The 18,049-nt window shown below is 35.7% G+C and carries 18 protein-coding genes, 3 tRNA genes and 1 pseudogene; 2 read left to right on the plus strand and 20 right to left on the minus strand.

Going from position 1 to position 18,049, the window contains the following annotated elements; all coding sequences use genetic code 11:
- Positions 1–5: 5 nt before the first annotated feature.
- The 3 genes from A2290_08440 to A2290_08450 are packed head-to-tail and all read right to left on the minus strand — an operon-like array spanning position 6 to position 1,258.
- Positions 6–764: a hypothetical protein gene (locus A2290_08440; GenBank protein ID OGC14439.1), complete on the minus strand. Its 759-nt coding sequence runs from the start codon at positions 762–764 to the stop codon at positions 6–8.
- A gap of 3 nt (positions 765–767) precedes the next feature.
- On the minus strand, positions 768–1,085 hold the full coding sequence (locus tag A2290_08445; GenBank protein ID OGC14440.1) for a hypothetical protein: 318 nt from the start codon (positions 1,083–1,085) through the stop codon (positions 768–770).
- Positions 1,058–1,258 carry a hypothetical protein gene (locus A2290_08450; protein OGC14441.1) on the minus strand — a complete coding sequence of 67 codons (201 nt, stop codon included), beginning with the start codon at positions 1,256–1,258 and terminating at the stop codon, positions 1,058–1,060. Before A2290_08450 ends, A2290_08445 begins: the two co-directional genes overlap by 28 nt.
- Positions 1,259–1,341: 83 nt before the next feature.
- On the opposite strand from A2290_08450, the gene A2290_08455 reads away from it, so the two are divergent.
- Positions 1,342–2,796: a hypothetical protein gene (locus A2290_08455; GenBank protein ID OGC14442.1), complete on the plus strand. Its 1,455-nt coding sequence runs from the start codon at positions 1,342–1,344 to the stop codon at positions 2,794–2,796.
- A 48-nt stretch (positions 2,797–2,844) separates the two neighbouring features.
- Positions 2,845–4,005, plus strand: coding sequence for a hypothetical protein (locus A2290_08460; protein ID OGC14443.1), 1,161 nt, complete (start codon positions 2,845–2,847; stop codon positions 4,003–4,005).
- Between the two features lie 57 nt (positions 4,006–4,062).
- On the opposite strand, the gene A2290_08465 is transcribed toward A2290_08460, so the two are convergent.
- From A2290_08465 to A2290_08545, 17 genes and pseudogenes are all read right to left on the minus strand, one after another.
- Positions 4,063–4,440, minus strand: a complete 378-nt coding sequence (locus A2290_08465; protein ID OGC14444.1) for a hypothetical protein — start codon at positions 4,438–4,440, stop codon at positions 4,063–4,065.
- Complete coding sequence (locus A2290_08470; protein ID OGC14445.1) at positions 4,437–4,670, minus strand: hypothetical protein; 234 nt, start codon at positions 4,668–4,670, stop codon at positions 4,437–4,439. Before A2290_08470 ends, A2290_08465 begins: the two co-directional genes overlap by 4 nt.
- Positions 4,671–4,730: 60 nt before the next feature.
- Positions 4,731–5,285, minus strand: a complete 555-nt coding sequence (locus A2290_08475; protein OGC14446.1) for an SMC-Scp complex subunit ScpB — start codon at positions 5,283–5,285, stop codon at positions 4,731–4,733.
- On the minus strand, positions 5,257–5,985 hold the full coding sequence (locus tag A2290_08480) for a hypothetical protein (GenBank protein ID OGC14447.1): 729 nt from the start codon (positions 5,983–5,985) through the stop codon (positions 5,257–5,259). The genes A2290_08475 and A2290_08480 overlap by 29 nt, the downstream gene beginning before the upstream one ends.
- Entirely contained in the window at positions 5,982–6,968 is a 987-nt protein-coding gene (locus A2290_08485; protein OGC14448.1) for a tryptophan--tRNA ligase, read from the minus strand. Before A2290_08485 ends, A2290_08480 begins: the two co-directional genes overlap by 4 nt.
- Positions 6,969–7,024: 56 nt before the next feature.
- A complete protein-coding gene (locus A2290_08490; protein OGC14449.1) occupies positions 7,025–8,713 on the minus strand; it encodes a hypothetical protein in 1,689 nt (562 codons plus the stop codon).
- Between the two features lie 30 nt (positions 8,714–8,743).
- Positions 8,744–9,664 (minus strand): DNA polymerase III subunit delta, encoded by a 921-nt coding sequence (locus A2290_08495; GenBank protein OGC14450.1) that lies wholly within the window; start codon positions 9,662–9,664, stop codon positions 8,744–8,746.
- A gap of 92 nt (positions 9,665–9,756) precedes the next feature.
- Positions 9,757–9,829: transfer RNA gene (locus A2290_08500), tRNA-Thr, on the minus strand.
- 197 nt (positions 9,830–10,026) lie between these two features.
- Positions 10,027–10,099 (minus strand) — tRNA-Thr (locus A2290_08505).
- A 337-nt stretch (positions 10,100–10,436) separates the two neighbouring features.
- On the minus strand, positions 10,437–11,918 hold the full coding sequence (locus A2290_08510; GenBank protein ID OGC14451.1) for a hypothetical protein: 1,482 nt from the start codon (positions 11,916–11,918) through the stop codon (positions 10,437–10,439).
- Positions 11,919–11,933: 15 nt separating this feature from the next.
- Positions 11,934–12,554 carry a hypothetical protein gene (locus tag A2290_08515; protein OGC14452.1) on the minus strand — a complete coding sequence of 207 codons (621 nt, stop codon included), beginning with the start codon at positions 12,552–12,554 and terminating at the stop codon, positions 11,934–11,936.
- Positions 12,555–12,562: 8 nt separating this feature from the next.
- The gene (locus A2290_08520) at positions 12,563–13,270 is read right to left on the minus strand and encodes a hypothetical protein (GenBank protein ID OGC14453.1); all 708 of its coding nucleotides are present in this window, start codon (positions 13,268–13,270) and stop codon (positions 12,563–12,565) included.
- Positions 13,271–13,624: 354 nt separating this feature from the next.
- Positions 13,625–13,697 (minus strand) — tRNA-Phe (locus tag A2290_08525).
- Positions 13,698–13,774: 77 nt separating this feature from the next.
- Entirely contained in the window at positions 13,775–15,466 is a 1,692-nt protein-coding gene (locus tag A2290_08530) for a hypothetical protein (GenBank protein OGC14454.1), read from the minus strand.
- Positions 15,467–15,546: 80 nt separating this feature from the next.
- Positions 15,547–16,521 carry an ADP-glyceromanno-heptose 6-epimerase gene (locus tag A2290_08535; protein OGC14455.1) on the minus strand — a complete coding sequence of 325 codons (975 nt, stop codon included), beginning with the start codon at positions 16,519–16,521 and terminating at the stop codon, positions 15,547–15,549.
- Positions 16,518–17,627 carry a hypothetical protein gene (locus A2290_08540; GenBank protein OGC14456.1) on the minus strand — a complete coding sequence of 370 codons (1,110 nt, stop codon included), beginning with the start codon at positions 17,625–17,627 and terminating at the stop codon, positions 16,518–16,520. Before A2290_08540 ends, A2290_08535 begins: the two co-directional genes overlap by 4 nt.
- Before the next feature lie 21 nt (positions 17,628–17,648).
- Positions 17,649–18,049: pseudogene (locus A2290_08545) on the minus strand (hypothetical protein).

The following is an 18,049-nucleotide window of genomic DNA, read 5'->3' on the forward strand; positions in this document are numbered from 1 at the left end:
CAATACTAAAAAACCCCTAATGCCTTATGAACTTGCGGAATAATTTTTACATTTTCCAGATGCTTTTTAGAAACTGTTCTCCAGGCTAAAAGATCGGAAGTTGACGGCTGATGTTTAATCTTTTTTGTTGGGGTTGCAGGTTGAATTACAAACGATATTTTATTATCAACTTCGGCAACAAGGTTTGCTGCGGCTTCAACTTCTTTAATAATCGTGGACGGTGTAACCACTACTTTAACAAAAACCTCTTTAAGATATGCCGTTTCTAAAAAAAATTTATAGTCTCTTATCTCCATGCCGCTTCCAGAGGATGAAGGGAGTTTAATATCCATAGATATTATATCTACAAAATTGATTATCTCTTCCAAATGTTTTGATAATGTTCCGTTTGTCTCTAAATAAACTCTAATCTTCTTTTCTTGAAGCATCGGAAGAAAATTTTTCAAGAAATCGACTTGTAAAAGTGGTTCTCCTCCGGTTATAGCAACAGAATGTACAAAATAATTCGGTTTATACAAACCTAATATATGATTTAGAAGTTCGTCTTTAGAAACAGGGTTTTTGAAGTTTTTAAAATCATGTTTACCGGGGGTCTGTTCTACTTTATACTCGGAAGTTAAAGAGAGAGCCTGGTCGGTATCGCAGTAATCGCAAGAAAGGTTGCACCCCGAAAAACGGACAAAAACCTGCCTCTCTCCAAGATAAATCCCCTCCCCCTGGATAGAGGTAAATATTTCATGTAATTGTGCATCAGTTGAGCTCATTATTTATATATCCTTTTTCCAATCTTCATTTTCTCGTCTCTTGGATATATCCATTGCTCCATGCACAATTGCAATAATCGCTATTTCTTCTTTCTTTGCAAAATATACAATTCTATAGTTATAAAAAAATGTTTCCCTTAAATTTTCATCTGCAAACTCAGGAACAACTCTGCCCAATTTAGGAAATAAAGATATTTTCTCAACAGAATGGATTAACTTTTCTATAAAAATCATTGAAAAAAGAGGAGAGCCTTTTGATATATAAGAATCAATTTCTTTTAAGTGATCTTTTGCTAGTTCCGACCAGACGATTTTCGCCATTGAATTATCATATCCTTAACTTGTTCATGAGAGTAAGTTTTGCCTTTTCTTATGTCATCCAAACCCTGTTCTACTTCTTGCTTAAAATATAATTCAGCCATTATTTCATCAAGGGTATAATCATCAGGAAGTTTTTCAATTAATTTAATAGCTTCTTCTTTCACAATGCTCATTCTATTCACCTCTACTCGTTATTTTACCACAATATTCTCCGCAATTCCGCTCTATAATATGATAATATATTCTAAATATAATTATGAAAACATCAAAAATTGATCAATTTAAAGCAGAGTTAAGCCGAATCGAGAAATATGCTAAAGCAAAAAACATAGAGCAATTACGACTATCGCTCCATGATTTCTACAAACTCCCCTTGCATGAATATGGCCAAGAAAACTCTCAAACAGTAGCTGATTTGTGGGACAAGTTTTTTTCTTTAATGCTTAAACTTATTAGATGGGATGATATTCAAATTAAAAATAGTGCGTTTCACAATATTAAAATCGGCCTTTGGAGTGAGAAATTGTCAAACAGAATAGATACACATTTCAATAAGATTCTCCCTGTTTTTGGGGTAATTTTCGAAGAAAAACAAGAATGGTTTTTGGAGTTTTTTGATTATTTTATCTATTTTTTAGAGACCCCACATCCTCTTATAAACAAATGGTTAAATGACATTGAGAAAGGAAAAACAGCTCCTCATCTTCAAAAAAATTATATTGAGGCGGCTAAAATATTTTATTTTTATCCGAAAAAAACATGGGATGAAGCAAAATATTTTCTTTTTTCCGCACTCGATCATTCAGATATTTTAGTCAGAGCTTATGCCGCGAAAGTTCTTGGAATGTGGTATTACAACCATGCTACAGAAAATCTTTCACCATCTCTAAAAGAGACAATAAAATATCTGACTGAAAGAGAAATAAACAGACCAGGCATTGCCGGCCCTTTTATAAGTGAATATTACTTAAATATGGAGATTGAACTATTTGAAAAAGAAAGTGGATTAAATATTAAAGAGTGGATATTTGAAATATTAGAAAAACGAAAAACGGCTGAGCCCGATACTCTCCCATGTTCCAACGGTCTCGATTTTTATAGCCATGAAATATTTTCTACGAGGGAGGAGCTTTTGCATCTCATCAAAATCGGCCAGATTGCTATAGCCCAGGAATCAGCAGGAGATAACAATTTAGATTTTAAGAAAATTTTACTGGAAATAAAAGACCATGACGATCCCAAGGTAATTAGGGATGTCTCTTTTGCTTTGGCCTCTTATTATAAAACTATACATCCAAAAGGACAAAAGCTTGGAATGGTTAAAGTGTTTAATCATCTTCCAAATATTGAAATTATTCTTTTAAACTTTGATATTAACACTGCCTCATATTGGCATTCAATTTTAATCTCCCCTAAAAAGCCAAAAGATAATTTTACAGATAAAAAAGCATGGGAACTAATCGAATGGCTATTGCCCCCTTCTATACGCGGCAAGGAGTTGCATCGTTCTCCCTGGGATGATGAACAATTAAAACAGGTTGCTCCCAAATATCCCTGGACATATGTTACTTATACAAACAGAGCATCAATACGTTTAGATGGTTCTAATAGCGATAAAATCTGGAAGAAAATAACTATAAATTCCATTCTTCCCCTGTTTTTATGGGATCCGGAAACGCTGCTAAATTTTGAAATTTTGCCCCAAATCTAACGATAACAATTCATCATGAGAATATTCAATAAAGTTATCTCTTTTACCATGGACAATGCGGTTAAAAAAGAAGTCTCTCCAGATTTATTAAAGAGCTTGAAAGCCATAAGAGAAGGAAAAGCAAGCCTTACTCCTCAACTAATAGATGAAATTAAAAGATGCGGCATTCCAGTAATCGCAAGTCGGATACCAACTGCAATTAAAAACGGGAGCATTGAAGCTACGTTACTATCAGGGAGAACAAACAGACCAACAGCTGCCAGCGTAAGGAACTTAAGCCCTATAGAAAAATACAGACTTATAGCTGATATACCGAAAAATGAGCGCGATCCAATCGAAGAATACTTATTTGATAATTATTACAAACGGTATATGTTCAATGAAACAAAAATTCAAGAGATCAGGCCATTAACAACAGAAGAAAAACAACTCAAAGACAATTTAAGTAAACTTTTAAAAAGAGGAGATGCAATAAAAACCTTATTACAAAAAGATGATGATACAGCATGGGCAATTCTACTTGAAGACCAAAAATTTGCCAAATCTCTCATGGAAGACAAAAACAATCTCCACATATTAAAAAGGATATTAAAACTTTGCGAAAAAGAACATCCTCAAGCAAAAGCTTTTTTAGAGAGAAATCAAAATAAACTTACAGCTATTATTAAGGAATCTGATGATCCAGATTTAATTAGCAGTTTGAAAACTGAGTTTTTAGTCCTACGCCTTCAAAACACTATTACAATTGAACCATCACGGTCATTAATAAACCTTTTAAAAGAATGTTATGCACATCTATCAAGCGACATAAAAATATCTTCAGAAAGAATAGACTACCTCACCAATAACATCACGTCTAATATGATAGATAGATTAAATCCTCAAACTGTCTCTTTTTTCTCAGATGCGAATATCCTATGTAAAACAATCTGGCTATGGTTTTTTCCCTTCTTTCATCTTGTCCATATAGCGGAACAAATTCTCTCTTCACGAGACATCTCGTTTCAAAGAAAGAATCCCTCCATACCTCCAAACTTAAATGCCGAAAACCTTGCAAGAAGAGTAGCAAGAACTTTAGGCAATAAAGACCACATCCAAAGGTTGCAGGAATTATTTACAGAAGTAGAAGGTGAAAAACACTGGTTATATGCAGAATACCAAAGAGCGATACAACTTAGAGATGAGCTGGAAAACCTGCCAGTAGTATAAAAATAAGTATATTACTTCAACGCCACTTCAAAAACTCGGCTCTTGCCAAAAAAATAACTATTTATAAAATTCACTTAATTTCAACATGGGATAATGCTTTTTATTGCATGTCCATAGTTTTAAATTGTTAATTTTAGTTGTAGCTGCAATAATAGCATCCGTTGTATGAACATTATGAGATTTTTTATATTTCCTAATATATTCACCTGCTAACCTGCCTATCTCACTATCAATGTGAAGCACCTGTAAAGAATTAAGAAATAATTCAGTATCAAGTCGTTCCGTCTCTCTAACTCCCGCAAGTATCTCAACAAATTGCATTGGAGAAATATATATAGCGCCGTCACATTCATTAACCGCCGCGGAAAAATCACCTTTAAATTGTTTATCGCCTCTCAAAATCCATATCAAAACATCAGAATCAACAAAAATCATAACAATCTGTCCTCTCTCATTTTTCGTAAATATTTATTTGGAGATATAGAAATCTTTTCCCAGGCTCCAGAAACTTTATTCATTTTTGATATTATTGAATCAACATTATCTTTTATATTTTTTTTAATACTATTTCTGATTATCTCCGAAAGAGGGGTATGCGTCTTTTTTCTTTCTTTTTCAAGAAACTCAAAAATCCTATCATCAAGATAAATCTGCGTTCTATGCATCACAATCAACCTCCATAATGTATATATACATTATGGAGTAAGCCTCAAAATTTGTCAACATCACTTCAACGCCACTTCAAAAACTCGGCTCTTGCCAAGTTTACTCTCATCTATTATTGGAAGATCAGAAACATCTTTAAGCCCGAAATGTTTTAAGAATTCCTCTGTTGTGCCATATAAAATCGGCCTGCCAAGCGAATCGGCCCTCCCCTTTTCTTCGACCAACCCTCTGTCAAGCAGGGTGGCAACTGTACCATCGGAATAAAGGCCTCTTATCTTTTCTATCTCAGCTTTTGTAACAGGTTGTTTATAAGCAATAATGGCAAGTGTCTCCATAGATTGAGGAGACAATGTAGTTTCAACTTTTATATTAAATAACCTGTCAACGTATTCACCGCATGAATGGTCGGTTCCCATGATAAACCCGCCAGAAATCTCAAAAATCTTTATCCCTCTGCTCTCGTACTCCACCCTAAGCTCACAGATAACTTTCTCAATCTCGGAGCTGTTTGATTCCAAAAGCAGAGATAATTCACTCAAAGACAAAGGTTTTCTTGTGGCAAAAAGCAAGGCCTCGATATTTTTTTTAAGTGCATTTAATTGTAATTCCACCAAAAATCCCCCCTTGTGTAATTTTTATTTCTCTTCTCTTTGCCAATTCCAAAATCGCCAGAAAAGTCACAACAACTTCAAGCCTTGTCCTGCGAATAAAAAGATTTTCAAAAAAGACCCCTTGAGAAGAACTTTTTATCATATCCGTTATCTCTTCAATTCTTTGAGGCAAAGTTATATCTTCATCTTCTATATGTTGTAACTCTCTTTGTATGGGAATTGAATCCCAAACTTTTTTAAATGCCTCAATTAACTTTTCCAAGCTCACATTTTTAAACGCGTACTCAACTTTTTCAGTCTTTCTTCTCCCTTCATCTCTATGATAACGTGAAAAAACCTTTCTAAAAACCTCTCCTTTTTCCTTCAATCCCTCGGCAACCTGCTTAAAGAACTGATACTCCTCCAGATGTTTAGCAAGATCCTGCTCTACTTCCTCTTCTTCCTCCTGTAATAAAACATCCGCTGGCTTTGGCAAAATACCCTTTGACTTTAATTCCAAGAGGATCGCTGCCATTAAAAGAAATTCAGAAGCCGAGGATAAATCCAAAACCCCCAGCTCTTTTAAATAATCAAAATAAGCAGAAGTTATCTTGGCCAAAGAGAGATCAAAAACATCAAGCTGCTCGCCTTTTATTGCGGCAAGCAAAAGGTCAAAAGGGCCGGTATATTTTTCCGTCTCTATTTTGAAAACAGGAACAGTCATTGGCTAAGCCCCATGGCCTTTTTAGCCTCTTTTAAAGTTTTTGACGCAATATCCTTTGCCTTTTGCGCTCCACAGCATAAAATCTCTTGTATTTTTTTATGATCCTTTTCTATCTCTTTTCTATTTTCCTGAATCGGTTTTAATACTTCAAGAAGTCCCGCTAAAAACTCTTTTTTACATTCCACACAACCTCGAAAAGCATTTTTACACTCTTTTTCTATCTGAAGAACTTTTTCTTTATTAAAAACTTTATAGTAGGAAAAAACAGTACAAATATCAGGATGTCCCTCATCCTCTTTTTTAACTCTTGCAGGGTCTGTAATCATCGAATTAACCTTCTTTTTTATCTCTAAAGGAGAATCAGACAACGCTATCGTATTGCCATAACTTTTGCTCATTTTTCTTCCATCAAGCCCGGGCATAACAGGAACATGGGTTAAAAGTTCTTTCGGATCGGGAAATATGCTGCCATAAAAATGGTTAAACCGCCTTGCAATCTCCCTTGTAATTTCAAGATGAGGAAGCTGATCCTCCCCCACCGGAACAAAGGCCGGCTTATAAAGTAAAATATCCACAGCCTGAAGAACAGGATACCCCAAAAACCCATAAGTACCTAAATCTTTCCCTTTTAATTCCCTAATCTTACTCTTATAAGTAGGGACCCTCTCCAACCAAGAAAGAGGTGTAATCATTGAAAAAAGAAGGTGCAGTTCACAATGCTCTACAACATCAGATTGTTTGAAAATAGTACACTTTTCAGGAGTAAGCCCGACAGACAACAAATCAATGGCAACCTCTTTAACATATTTAGGCAATTCTTTAACATTGTCATATCCGGTCGTTAAAGCATGATAGTCGGCAATAAAGAAAAAGCAGTCATAATCATCCTGCAGTTCAACCCAATTTTGAAGGGCTCCAACTAAGTTGCCAAGATGAAGTTTTCCGCTTGGTTGAATGCCGGATAATACACGTTTTTTTATCATTTTATTGTTTCTATTATAGCATAATTTATGGTAGATCTTTTTTCAGATTCGAAACCCTAATTTGCGATTTTCGCCTCACCTGTCAAATTGTCCGGTTTAATGTTTAAATATCTTAAAGTCTCTTCTACGACTCGTTGAAAAACAGGACCCGCAACAGATTCTCCCCAAATTGATCCATGGGGTTCATCAACTACAACTAAACACAAAACTTTAGGATCACTAATAGGAGCTAAACCTATAAATGAAGCTATATATTTATCCTTAAAATATCCTCTTCCATCAGGATTTGCTTTTTGTGCAGTCCCAGTCTTTCCCCCAACTCTAAATCCCTTAATTTTTGCTCTTCTTCCTGAACCTTTCAATACAACATTTTCCAAAAGTTCCAAAACTTCAGATGATATTTTTTTAGATATGGCGTTTCTTATTTTGTTAACTGTCGATTTTTTAACAAATTTTTGATCTTCACTTTGTATTTTTTTTATTAATGCAGGTTTAACAAGCTCTCCTTTATTTCCTATAGCAAGATAGGCTAAGCATAATTGCAACGGAGTAACAGCAATGCTTTGACCAAATGTCATCATGGCAATATCCGGCGCATACCAGTAAGAAAAATGCCTTACTATTCCCGGAGATTCCCCTCTAAGGCCAACATCGACAGAATCCCCAAACCCAAAATTTTTTATGCCGTTATAAAGCTTCTCTTTTCCCAGTTTTAATCCTATTTGAACCATCGCTGTATTTATTGATTGTTCAAGCGTATAAGACAAAGTACAAAACCGGTTCCCCTTCCAATTTATTTTATGAGAGTTTTCTATAGTCTTCCCCCCCACCACTATTTTATCCAAAGCATTGAATTTAGAATCAAGACCTATAACCCCTTCGTTTAGACCGATCGCTGCGGTTATTGTTTTGAAAGTAGAGCCAGGCTCATAAATATCCAAAGCCTTGCATCTCCATACTTTGGAACTAAATTTATCATAATTATTAGGATTAAAATCCGGTTTGCCAGCCATGGCTAAAATTTCTCCACTTTTAGTATCCATTACTATAACCAATCCAGACAAAGCTGAATATTTTTCAACAGCTTTTTTTATCTCTCTCTCCGCAAAATATTGAATACTCTCATCTATGGAAAGATAAATATTGGAGCCGGAAGAAATTTTTTTCTTTTCACTTTCACGTTTAGTCAACAATTCATAGCCTGCAGGATCACTTTCTGTAACAATATTCAATGCTTCTCCCTTCAAATAGTCCTCCATTGACAATTCAACGCCGGACAAACCTTCATTATCTACTCCTACAAACCCCAAAACCTGAGAAGCTAAGCTCCCTTTAGGATAAATTCTTTTCTTTTCATCAAGAAAATAAACTCCAGGCAAGTTTAGATTTTCTATTTTTTGTACTGTTTTTGAGTCAACTTTTCGTTTGACCCATGCAAATAATCTTTTTTTGGAAAATCGGGGGAGAGTTATATCCAAAGCATTTTCAAGTTTAGAATAAGCTACAAACTCTTTTGGATTCACATATATAGATTTAACATCTATAGATGTCGCCAAAAGCTCACCGTTGCGGTCATAAATATCGCCCCTGTCTGTTGCAATAGGGATTATACGGCGGCGTTGAGACTCCGCCTTTTTTTTATAAAAAGAGTGATGAATGATTTGAATATCTACAAGTCTTATTAAGATAATAAAAAAAGATATAACAACAAATATTAAAAAAAAAGTTAAACGTTTTTTATGCATAGTTCAAAGTTATAAGAAAAAATGAAAAATTCATCCTACTAAATTCGAAATCAGCAAAGACAATTCTATTTCACTATCATACCCGCTCTTCATCTTTAGATCAGCATCATACATCATAAGCAAGGCTTCTTTCAACAGATTAACATTAAATATTCGGGAACGATCACAAAGCCTTTTTATATAATATGGAGAAGATTTTAATTCCCGGGCAATTTGAGATGGGTCTCTCCCAAGAGAAGACAAAAGCTTAACTTTTAAAAGCAATCTATATTGCGAAGCCAAAAAAGCTAGAATAGATAAAGGATTTTCTTTCTCTTTCAACAGACTCTTAATTGCTCTAAAAGCAATAAGAGCATTTTTTTCAAACATTGAATTTAAAAGAGTAAAAAGATCAAGGCCTGATCTGATCATCAAAGTTTCAATATCGCTTTTTTCTATCAACTCTTTTTCTCCAACATAAGTTGATATCTTATCGATTTCTGAATTAAGCAATGAAAGATTGCGCCCCACCCCTTCAACCAAAAAGTAGGCGTCATCATTGCTTATGCTTTTCCCTGACCTTAAAAATGTTCGTTTTACAAAATCTACAACCTTCTCCTCCTCCCACTCAGGAATATTTTTAAATTCATAAGTCTTTCCATGGGCGTTTATTATCTTATAAATTTTGGAGCGTTTATCAAGCGCCACTGGATTTTTAATTACAACAATAACCCCTTCCGGAATGTTTGAAAAAGAAGTAGCAAGCAGGTCAGTTGCGTTTTCAAAATCAAATCCGTCCAAAACAATTATCCTTTTAGGTGAAAAAAGTGAATGCATAAAGATAAGCTCAACAAGCTGCTTATCCGAAACGTCTTGAGGTTTTTCGACAGAAGCGTCAGGATTTTTATCCAAAATACTTTTATACTCTTCCTGTACAAGGAACTGTTCATCACCATAAATCAAATAAATCATTTGTAGTTGATATTATACTATAATCAAATGTAGAGAGGAAATTTGAGTTAACCCCGATTATCTTTGTCGGGGATAAAAGATTAGGGAGAAACAGCCGACGAGTGGAATTGAACCACCAACCTACTGATTACAAATCAGTTGCTCTGCCAGTTGAGCTACATCGGCGTATTAGCATATGGTTTATAGCCCATAGCTATTTATACATAAATTATATAACAAAAAATAAAAATTGTCGCAAAAATAAATATAAAACAAAATGCGACAATCAATCAGCTTGCCACGGAAAGACATTTCTCAACACTCTCATATTCTATAATATTACAAAATGCTATAAGCCATTTACCATAAGCTATAAACTAACAAGCCGACGGCCAGGATTGAACTGGCGACCTGCTGTTTACGAAACAGCTGCTCTACCAACTGAGCTACATCGGCTTAATAGCTTATGGCTCATAGCTTATGGCTCATAGCTTATGACACATAGCTTACGACACATAGCTTACGACACATAGCTTATGGCTCATAGCTTATGACACATGGCAATACAGCTAGGGCTTGTTGCGTAATCAATTTGTCATCCCCGCAAAAGCGGGGATCCATCTTAACCCCGATTATAATAATCGGGGTTGTTTTATGAAAAATAGATTCCCGTTTTCACGGGAATGACCATTATGCAACGGTCACAGCTAATATCCACAACTTATTATACAATAAAAAAGGAATCTTATTAAAAAGATCCCTTTTTTTCAAAAACCTATACACTAATATAAAACTACCAACGGGTCATTAAAAGCTTTGCATTATCATTTAATGCAATAACCCGTCTGCTGTCAGGATCTATCCTCCAATCAAAGTTCTCCGCTTCAACCCGTCCTTTACGCTGTTGACGGCAAGCGTATTGCACCAAAAAACCGTTTTCCATGGCGGAAACATTCCACCCCACCTCATCAACCTTGGTTCCCAGCGATTTTGTTAGAGCAATAACAGATTTAATGGCAGAAACAACAGATGTCCCTCTTGTTGTTTTTGAAACCTGAACCAGTTTAATAGAATCTTTTACAAAATCCTTTGAAACCGCATTATTGTTATTTGTTAAATCCTTTTTAGTTTCCAATTTTTTAGAAGCTGAGGCAACTCTAACAGGCTCTTTTTCAATTTTAGCAACACTATCATTATAACCAAGCAAGCTTCTTACATTTTTATCTTCCGGATCAATTTTTAACGCTTCCCTCCATGCGACTTTAGCTTCATCCTTTGACCCGACAATAGCATGCACTTCACCAAGTTTAATCCAAGCAGAAAGCATATTGGGATTAAGAGCTAAAACATTATTTAGATTAGTTAAAGCGCCCTTGTAATTTTTGTTGCCCAAATTATCTAAAGCAGCTTTATAATAATTATCAACAAGCAAAGATGCCAACCTTCTGGCCCCGGTAAAATTAGAATCTTGCTTCATAACTTCTATTAACTGGTCTTTTGCCAATAAATCTTTCCCAAGCTTAAGATAAGTTTTGGCCAACCAATAATGTGCTTTTGTGTAAGAAGGATCAAGTCTGATTGCCTGAGAGTAAGAATTTGCAGCTTTGTCATACTCTCTATTGCTATAAAACTTATATCCTCTAAAATAAAATTCCTCTGTAGGCTCTTTCACTTTTGAAGCTTCAACCCACCCCTCAGTACCATCTTTAAGTTTAACCCTATAAAAAGGAGCTTTAAAAAAAGCTGCTATCTTCTCTCCCTTTCCTAATTTCTTTATACTTCCTTCATCTCCAACAAAACTAACCTCTGTCAGGGTTGTAATATCAAATTCCGATGCTTTAGCAGTTGTTGTATCCCCAGCCAAAACAACAAAATCCAAAGTTCTGGTAATCTGCTTTTCTTTTTTACCCTGTATAATTATTTGAGCCAAATGTCCCCCCTCCACAATATTAGGAGGAGTTTTAGAAACACCAGTCCATGAAAATCCATCATTTGACGAAAGTTCAACCTTTTCTGATGTATTCCCAAAGTCCAATTGAGCATAAACTTTTTCAACTTTAGAAGTAAGTTTTACTTCCAGAAAAAGTTCTTGCCCTTTTTCAACACGTTTAGGATAAAGGGCCGCTTCAACCCACGCAATGGACAAACCTTCCACAACATCGGTAGGTCCTGCCTTTAAACTTACCCCCTCTTCATCAAAATCTTTAAAAGAAATAGCCAGTGAAACAGAAGTAAACAAAACAAATATGACAAAACCAAAAAATATTTTTTTCATTTGACCACCTCCCATTTAAAAAGTAAACATCAAATTATCAACCATGCAATCAAATTCACCTTCTTTAGATGATGCAACAAATATGGCTTGCAACTTAGATATATTTCCTCCCTGCCGGCCATGAAAAACTACTTTGCCGGAATCTTTTGTATCTTCAGAATAAAAAGAAGAAAAAGGAACGGAATATCTTGTAAACCCTTCTCCTAAAACAGGAATTTCAACCACCCATTTGGTTTCACTTAGATTTCCTTTTTGATCAACCTTATCTTTTTCTTTTTCGAAAAGTTCCAATTTAATTTTTCCAAAATTAGAACTTCCATAAACATCTATAACAATTCTGGAATAATCCATGCCATCAACCTCTAAAAGAGTCCCCATCCCTCCTACATACCAATTATTAGTCTTTCCAATCAATTTTAAGGATTTTTCACCACAAGCTTCGGAAACAGAATCTTCTATGTCTAAGCCAGGATTATCAACAAGCGTCCCTTCCACATTATCAAAAACATACCATTTATTTGAAAACGAATTATCCTCGAAATTGTCTATAAGATAAAAAGTCATCTTTGCAAAAGGCGCACCTGCCAAAGCAAAAACAGATAAGCTGACCAACAAACAAAAAACAATTTTTTTCATTTAACCCTTCACCCTCTTTTTTTTATTACTACTTTTTTTCCGGTTGTTTTACTTTTTTTTATCTTTTTATTTTTGTTTAAAACCTCATCTTTTTCAATTACTCTTTTAATGCTCATTTCTTGCGCGCTCATATCCTCTTTTAGCCTCAAATTTCTAGAAGTTTCCCCTTCTACAACAATAATTTCTTCGATATCTATATCACTAAAAAGTCGCGGGCTGTTTTTTTTGTTTAATTCAATGGCCAACCGCTCTTTTTCCATAACAACTCGCTCTTGCTCTCTTCTAAGTTCTATGGCGCTTTTTCTTAGCATCTCTTCATTTTTTCTTCTCTCTTCAATAATATCATGCATTTTCATAAGCTCTTTTTTAAATATTTCATTTTCTGCTTCTTTTTGTTTAAGTTCAGCTGCGGTAAAAAACAATTTTGCCTCAAGCTCTTTTAATTGTGGAACTTCTTTCGAAGCTTCTTTTTCTTGAATTTCTTCATTTTTTAGTTTTTTTTTCTTCAAAGAAATAAAATGGGCCTTTACTGCAAAAACAGCTATTCCCAAAACAATTAACCCCCCCAAAGAAATAAACATCCAATTATACATAAAAGCCTGCCCTTCCAATACATCTTTAATTCCGGGATCATAAGAGACCGCATAAGCATTGTGGGACAAAAAAAACATAAAAACCAAGAAGAATAGAGCTTCAATTTTTAAAATGAGCTTCATCAACAACCTCCCTTTCAGGTTTTCTTCAAAACAAAAAAACTTTAGAATCAAATCTGCAACTCACGATATTTATTTTACAACATTTTCGAAGTTTTTAAAGCTCTATTTTTTTTCAACTTGGGCTTGTTGCGTAATGATAGTTTTTGCAATTTGTCATCCCCGCGAAAGCGGGGATCCATCTTAACCCCGATTATTATAATCGGGGTTGTTTTTTGAGAAATAGATTCCCGTTTTCACGGGAATGACCATTACGCAACAGACCCATCTTGGACAAAAGATCTCCGCACTTTAATAAAAGGAGAATAATTTTAAAAGGTAGGATAAATTTGAGCTATCTCTCTTGGTAATAAAAAATGCCGCAGGGCGGAATCGAACCGCCGACACATAGCTTTTCAGGCTACTGCTCTACCGACTGAGCTACCGCGGCTTGTCAACTTATAGCTAAAGACAGATAATATATTCATTTTACAGAATTTTTGAGGCGTTTTCAAGAATAACAAAAAATCAAGCCAACATCAGCATAGGTTCTCTCTCTATTACAGAGGGGATCCCTCTTTTTAATAAAATTGATCTACTAATAAATCGGGCCACAAGAGATGCTTCATTTGTAAAAGAGAGATTACCACTGTACCGCGAGTTTCCCTTAGCAATTTTCCCTTGAAAATAAGGGGCAATATTAGTTATCCTCAATTTTTCTTTTCCATCCTGCTGATCAAAAAAAATAGAAATTGCAGAATCTTCTGTAATTGGAGTAATAATAACCGGCACAGAATAATCGATTGCGGCTTCCACATGAGCTGCGACTCCTCCGTTCCCTTCACAGGCAAGCAGTAGATCAGAATATCCATTGCCGACATAAGCGCTGCTATAAGCCTTATCTGTGTCATCTGTTAAAACATAGGGGGAGATAAACTTTGAATGACTATTCACATAATCCGCATAAAGTGGTCTTACAACGCCATATCCGCGAAACCCTCTGCTCAATAGTTTATCCAAAAAGACTCTATCAGAACCGTAATCACTCATGCCATGAATCACAAAGATTTCATAAGGGGAGATAGCATAATGCCATCTCAGATAAAAAACAAGCTTATCAACAAAATTTTCAACAAAGCTTTTTTCAGCAAAAGAATTGGGCTTATTATTATATTGTGATCTGCCGGCTACGGATAAAACAAAAGATACATCTCTGAATAATCCAGCGCCTATTTGCTCTAAAGGGATAGGGTTTTCTTTTATATCATTAAATTTTGACATAACATCCCCAACCCCTCCACTTAATTCATACAAAACCTGAGCCAGAGCCTCTTCACGGTCTATAACCTTTATTCTTCTGGACACTTCTTCATTGCTCCATCGCCTACCACTAATAAAAGTCAATTTATCACTGAGCATTCCATAAGCATAATTTGGATTATCCCTGACAAGGAGGCAGCAATTCCCCATTTTCAGTCTTTTTGATCCATTACTATCTAAACCATTTTGCCCAACAATCTCTTCCCATGGAGGAAGCGATTCATCCGCGTACATCACAACAGATTTATTCTGCAATATTGACTGGGGAACATCATGTAAAAAGGTATACTCGGCGCCGCCCATGCAAAAGACAAGATCGCTAAACCCGCTACTCTCCCGAGAGTAATCTGTAATTCCATCTCCGGTACGATAAATATGCGGCATGGTTACGCTGTCAGTTCTGACATAATCAGCTGTCTTTATATACCATTCGTTCGCAAAAGCAATAACAGGAAGCCCGAACCTAAAAGCAATCTCTCTTGTAAAAACATCAATAATTCCTTCAGTAAGCGAAGTGGCAACATTAAAATGTTCTTCAGGATAAACGCCAACACGACGAAGAATTGAAAATGCTTTGCAGGTAATATCTTCCGCCTTACGCATAAAAACACCCCTTGCCCCCTCATCCATAATCCCCGATCTCCCTAAAAAGAGAATAGTCTTTCTCTCTCCAGGCTTTAAAATATCCCTCAAACGATCAGAATCAATCAGACGGCTGGCAACAAGGTCATCTTTAGTCCTTGGCACTTCAAATTCATCTTCACCCCGATTTCCTAATCGGGGTTCATCAGGCCTAACCAACCTTCCTCTTGAATCTGGCGCCAAAGGAATATAAGGAATAGCAGGTTTGCAATAATTAACAGAAGGAATTAGTTCTTTTAATAATCTCAATCCGGTCACAAGAAAACTCCTTATTCAAAAAAATTAATCTTCTACATATATATCGTTAATTTTATAAGGAAATTTCTTATTTTTTGCGCTTATGCCAAAAAAGCGGAATTCTTTTCGAGGTAATTTTTCACGTAATCGGCAACTGAATTTTCAAGAGAGGCAAACGAAATACTAATATCCTTTTCTCGCATTTTCGATAAATCAGCTTGTGTAAAATATTGATATTTTTCTCTCATTATTTCCGGCATATCAATATATTCAATTTGCGTTGGAATTTCCAAGGCTGAAAAAACAGCATTGGCAAGATCGTTCCATGTCCTCGCCCTTCCTGTGCCGACATTAAATATGCCTCTAACATTTGACTCAGCATAAAAATGATACATAAGATTGACTACATCTTTAATATAAATAAAATCTCTTTGCTGTTCACCATCTTTATATTCCGGTCTATAAGATTTAAAAAGCTTTATTTTCCGGTCTTTTTTAATTTGATGATATGCTTTTACAACAAGGCTTCTCATCTCTCCTTTATGGTATTCATTAGGCCCAAACACATTAAAATATTTAAACCCTACAACTTTATCCAGCAATTTATTTTTCAATAACCACAAATCAAAAAGATGCTTAGAATACCCATACATATTAAGAGGCAAAAGCCTTAAAGTATTTTCATCCTCATCTGAATAACCAAACCTTCCATCCCCATAGGTTGCAGCCGAACTAGCGTAATAAAAAGGGACGTTATTGTCAAATGCCCACATTGCAAGCTTTTTAGAGTATTCATAATTGTTTTCTATAAGATAAGAAGCATCCGTTTCCATGGTAGAAGAGCACGCACCGATATGAAAAATAGCTTTCATTTTTTTATGCGGCCTAAATTTATCAAGTTTATCTAGAAACTCATCTTTTTCAAAATAATCCAAAAAAGATTTTCCGGTCAAATTGTTCCATTTTGAAGTATAACCCAAATGGTCAACAACTATTATCTCTTTTTCTCCCTCGTAATTAAGCTTTGAAAGAAAGCAGCTTCCTATAAAACCCGCCCCACCGGTCAAAATAATCACCCTGTTTTCATCTCCTTTAAGTTGTCATATTCCCACTTAAATTTTAATCTTGATCTTTTTTTAGTCAATCCTCTCCCCAGAATATAACCTGCCAAAAGAGGCAAAGAGACACTTGGTTCAACCCAGGCCATGGCGGATCTTGCTTTTCTATCAACTTTACCCCAAGATTTTGCTTCTTCTAATGTTGATCCGGAAAGTCCCCCATCTTGGACAACTGCAGTTGTTATTTGAACAGCATAATCATGACCCTTTTCACGCCCGTATATGTATCCCATAACTATTGCATCATTTATATAATTTTTTGGGACACCTCCGGCAATATAAATAGAAGAAGTAGACTTCGAGTTAACTACAATTTGAACTATTTCATCATTATCCATAATCGAATCTATGGCAATTCCAGGTTTTCCTTCTTTTTTACAACGAACCCTATGTTCTGTCAATCCAATACCTATAGAAGAATCATTTAGGGCTGGAACAAAGACAGGAATCCCGTATTTTCTACATTGATAAAGAATAGCCTCTTCATCATCTATTTCATCAGCCAGATATTCCAGATATTGGCGGCTTGAATAATTGCCCGTAGGCATTTTATCAGCAACTCTTCCGCAAAAATTATCCACCCGCCAAAACATCTCCTCATCAACATAAGTATCATATATCCTATCAATCCTCAAGGAATGGAGAAGAGAATCATCAGCAAAGAGAGATCCTTTGAAATGGCCATGACCTAAAGCATTGTAAACATCCTGAAATATTATTGCACCGGTAGAGACAACAACATCAACAGCCTTGTTAACTATTAAATCCTTAATTACACTTCTTAAGCCGGCAGCAATAAGAGGCCCCGCCAACCCCAAAAAGACCGTAGGACGCTTTTTGTCTTTGTACATATTCTCCAAAACTTTGGCGCACTGGCCTATATTGCGGGCTTGGATTGACATATCTGCCATATTAGAAACAAGTTCCGCGATCGTTGTGCTTGGAGTAATTTTTATCTGTTTTATCCCTTTTTTAAGTATCCCTTTTTTAATTTGCCTATCTCCGGGAGAGAGATTAAGATAATCAAAACGGCCATTAGAAGAATTTTTCATTCGCTTTGGCATATATTATAAATTATACAGTATTTAGAAATAAAATGAACCCCGATTAGGATAATCGGGGTTCATTAACAACTTTGGCGGTGTTTTTTGATTGATGTTCGAACTTTTTTTGAGCAAACCCCCCAATAAGGAAGCCAGCCCCGCCACCGCTCGACAAGCTCGCACCACCACAGAAAAATACTCTTTGCTCTTTTCATTTTGCGCGCGCCCGATTTTTTCTTCTTTTAATGAAAAGAGTATTTTTCTGCGGTGTTCTGCCTTCCAAGTATTCAGGCAGGTGGCGGGGCTGTCCTCAATTTGATTTCGTAAAGGAAAAGCGGAATTCCCCCCAAACCCCCCTTCCGCTTTTCCTTTTCTCAAACGGAACGGGAACGGAAGCAGGCGGGCAAAAATTCCTTCCCCCCAACCCCCTTCCTTTTTGCCCG

The sequence above is a fragment of the candidate division WOR-1 bacterium RIFOXYB2_FULL_36_35 genome (genome assembly GCA_001771505.1).
In the GTDB taxonomy this organism is placed as follows: Bacteria; Margulisbacteria; WOR-1; order XYC2-FULL-46-14; family XYC2-FULL-37-10; genus XYB2-FULL-36-35.

Coding starts and splice junctions, on each gene's coding strand:
- A2290_08440 (OGC14439.1), bottom strand. CDS start 764: ATGAGCTCAACTGATGCACAATTACATGAAATATTTACCTCTATCCAG.
- A2290_08445 (OGC14440.1), bottom strand. CDS start 1,085: ATGGCGAAAATCGTCTGGTCGGAACTAGCAAAAGATCACTTAAAAGAA.
- A2290_08450 (OGC14441.1), bottom strand. CDS start 1,258: ATGAGCATTGTGAAAGAAGAAGCTATTAAATTAATTGAAAAACTTCCT.
- A2290_08455 (OGC14442.1), top strand. CDS start 1,342: ATGAAAACATCAAAAATTGATCAATTTAAAGCAGAGTTAAGCCGAATC.
- A2290_08460 (OGC14443.1), top strand. CDS start 2,845: ATGGACAATGCGGTTAAAAAAGAAGTCTCTCCAGATTTATTAAAGAGC.
- A2290_08465 (OGC14444.1), bottom strand. CDS start 4,440: ATGATTTTTGTTGATTCTGATGTTTTGATATGGATTTTGAGAGGCGAT.
- A2290_08470 (OGC14445.1), bottom strand. CDS start 4,670: ATGCATAGAACGCAGATTTATCTTGATGATAGGATTTTTGAGTTTCTT.
- A2290_08480 (OGC14447.1), bottom strand. CDS start 5,985: ATGACTGTTCCTGTTTTCAAAATAGAGACGGAAAAATATACCGGCCCT.
- A2290_08485 (OGC14448.1), bottom strand. CDS start 6,968: ATGATAAAAAAACGTGTATTATCCGGCATTCAACCAAGCGGAAAACTT.
- A2290_08490 (OGC14449.1), bottom strand. CDS start 8,713: ATGCATAAAAAACGTTTAACTTTTTTTTTAATATTTGTTGTTATATCT.
- A2290_08495 (OGC14450.1), bottom strand. CDS start 9,664: ATGATTTATTTGATTTATGGTGATGAACAGTTCCTTGTACAGGAAGAG.
- A2290_08510 (OGC14451.1), bottom strand. CDS start 11,918: ATGAAAAAAATATTTTTTGGTTTTGTCATATTTGTTTTGTTTACTTCT.
- A2290_08515 (OGC14452.1), bottom strand. CDS start 12,554: ATGAAAAAAATTGTTTTTTGTTTGTTGGTCAGCTTATCTGTTTTTGCT.
- A2290_08520 (OGC14453.1), bottom strand. CDS start 13,270: ATGAAGCTCATTTTAAAAATTGAAGCTCTATTCTTCTTGGTTTTTATG.
- A2290_08540 (OGC14456.1), bottom strand. CDS start 17,627: ATGCCAAAGCGAATGAAAAATTCTTCTAATGGCCGTTTTGATTATCTT.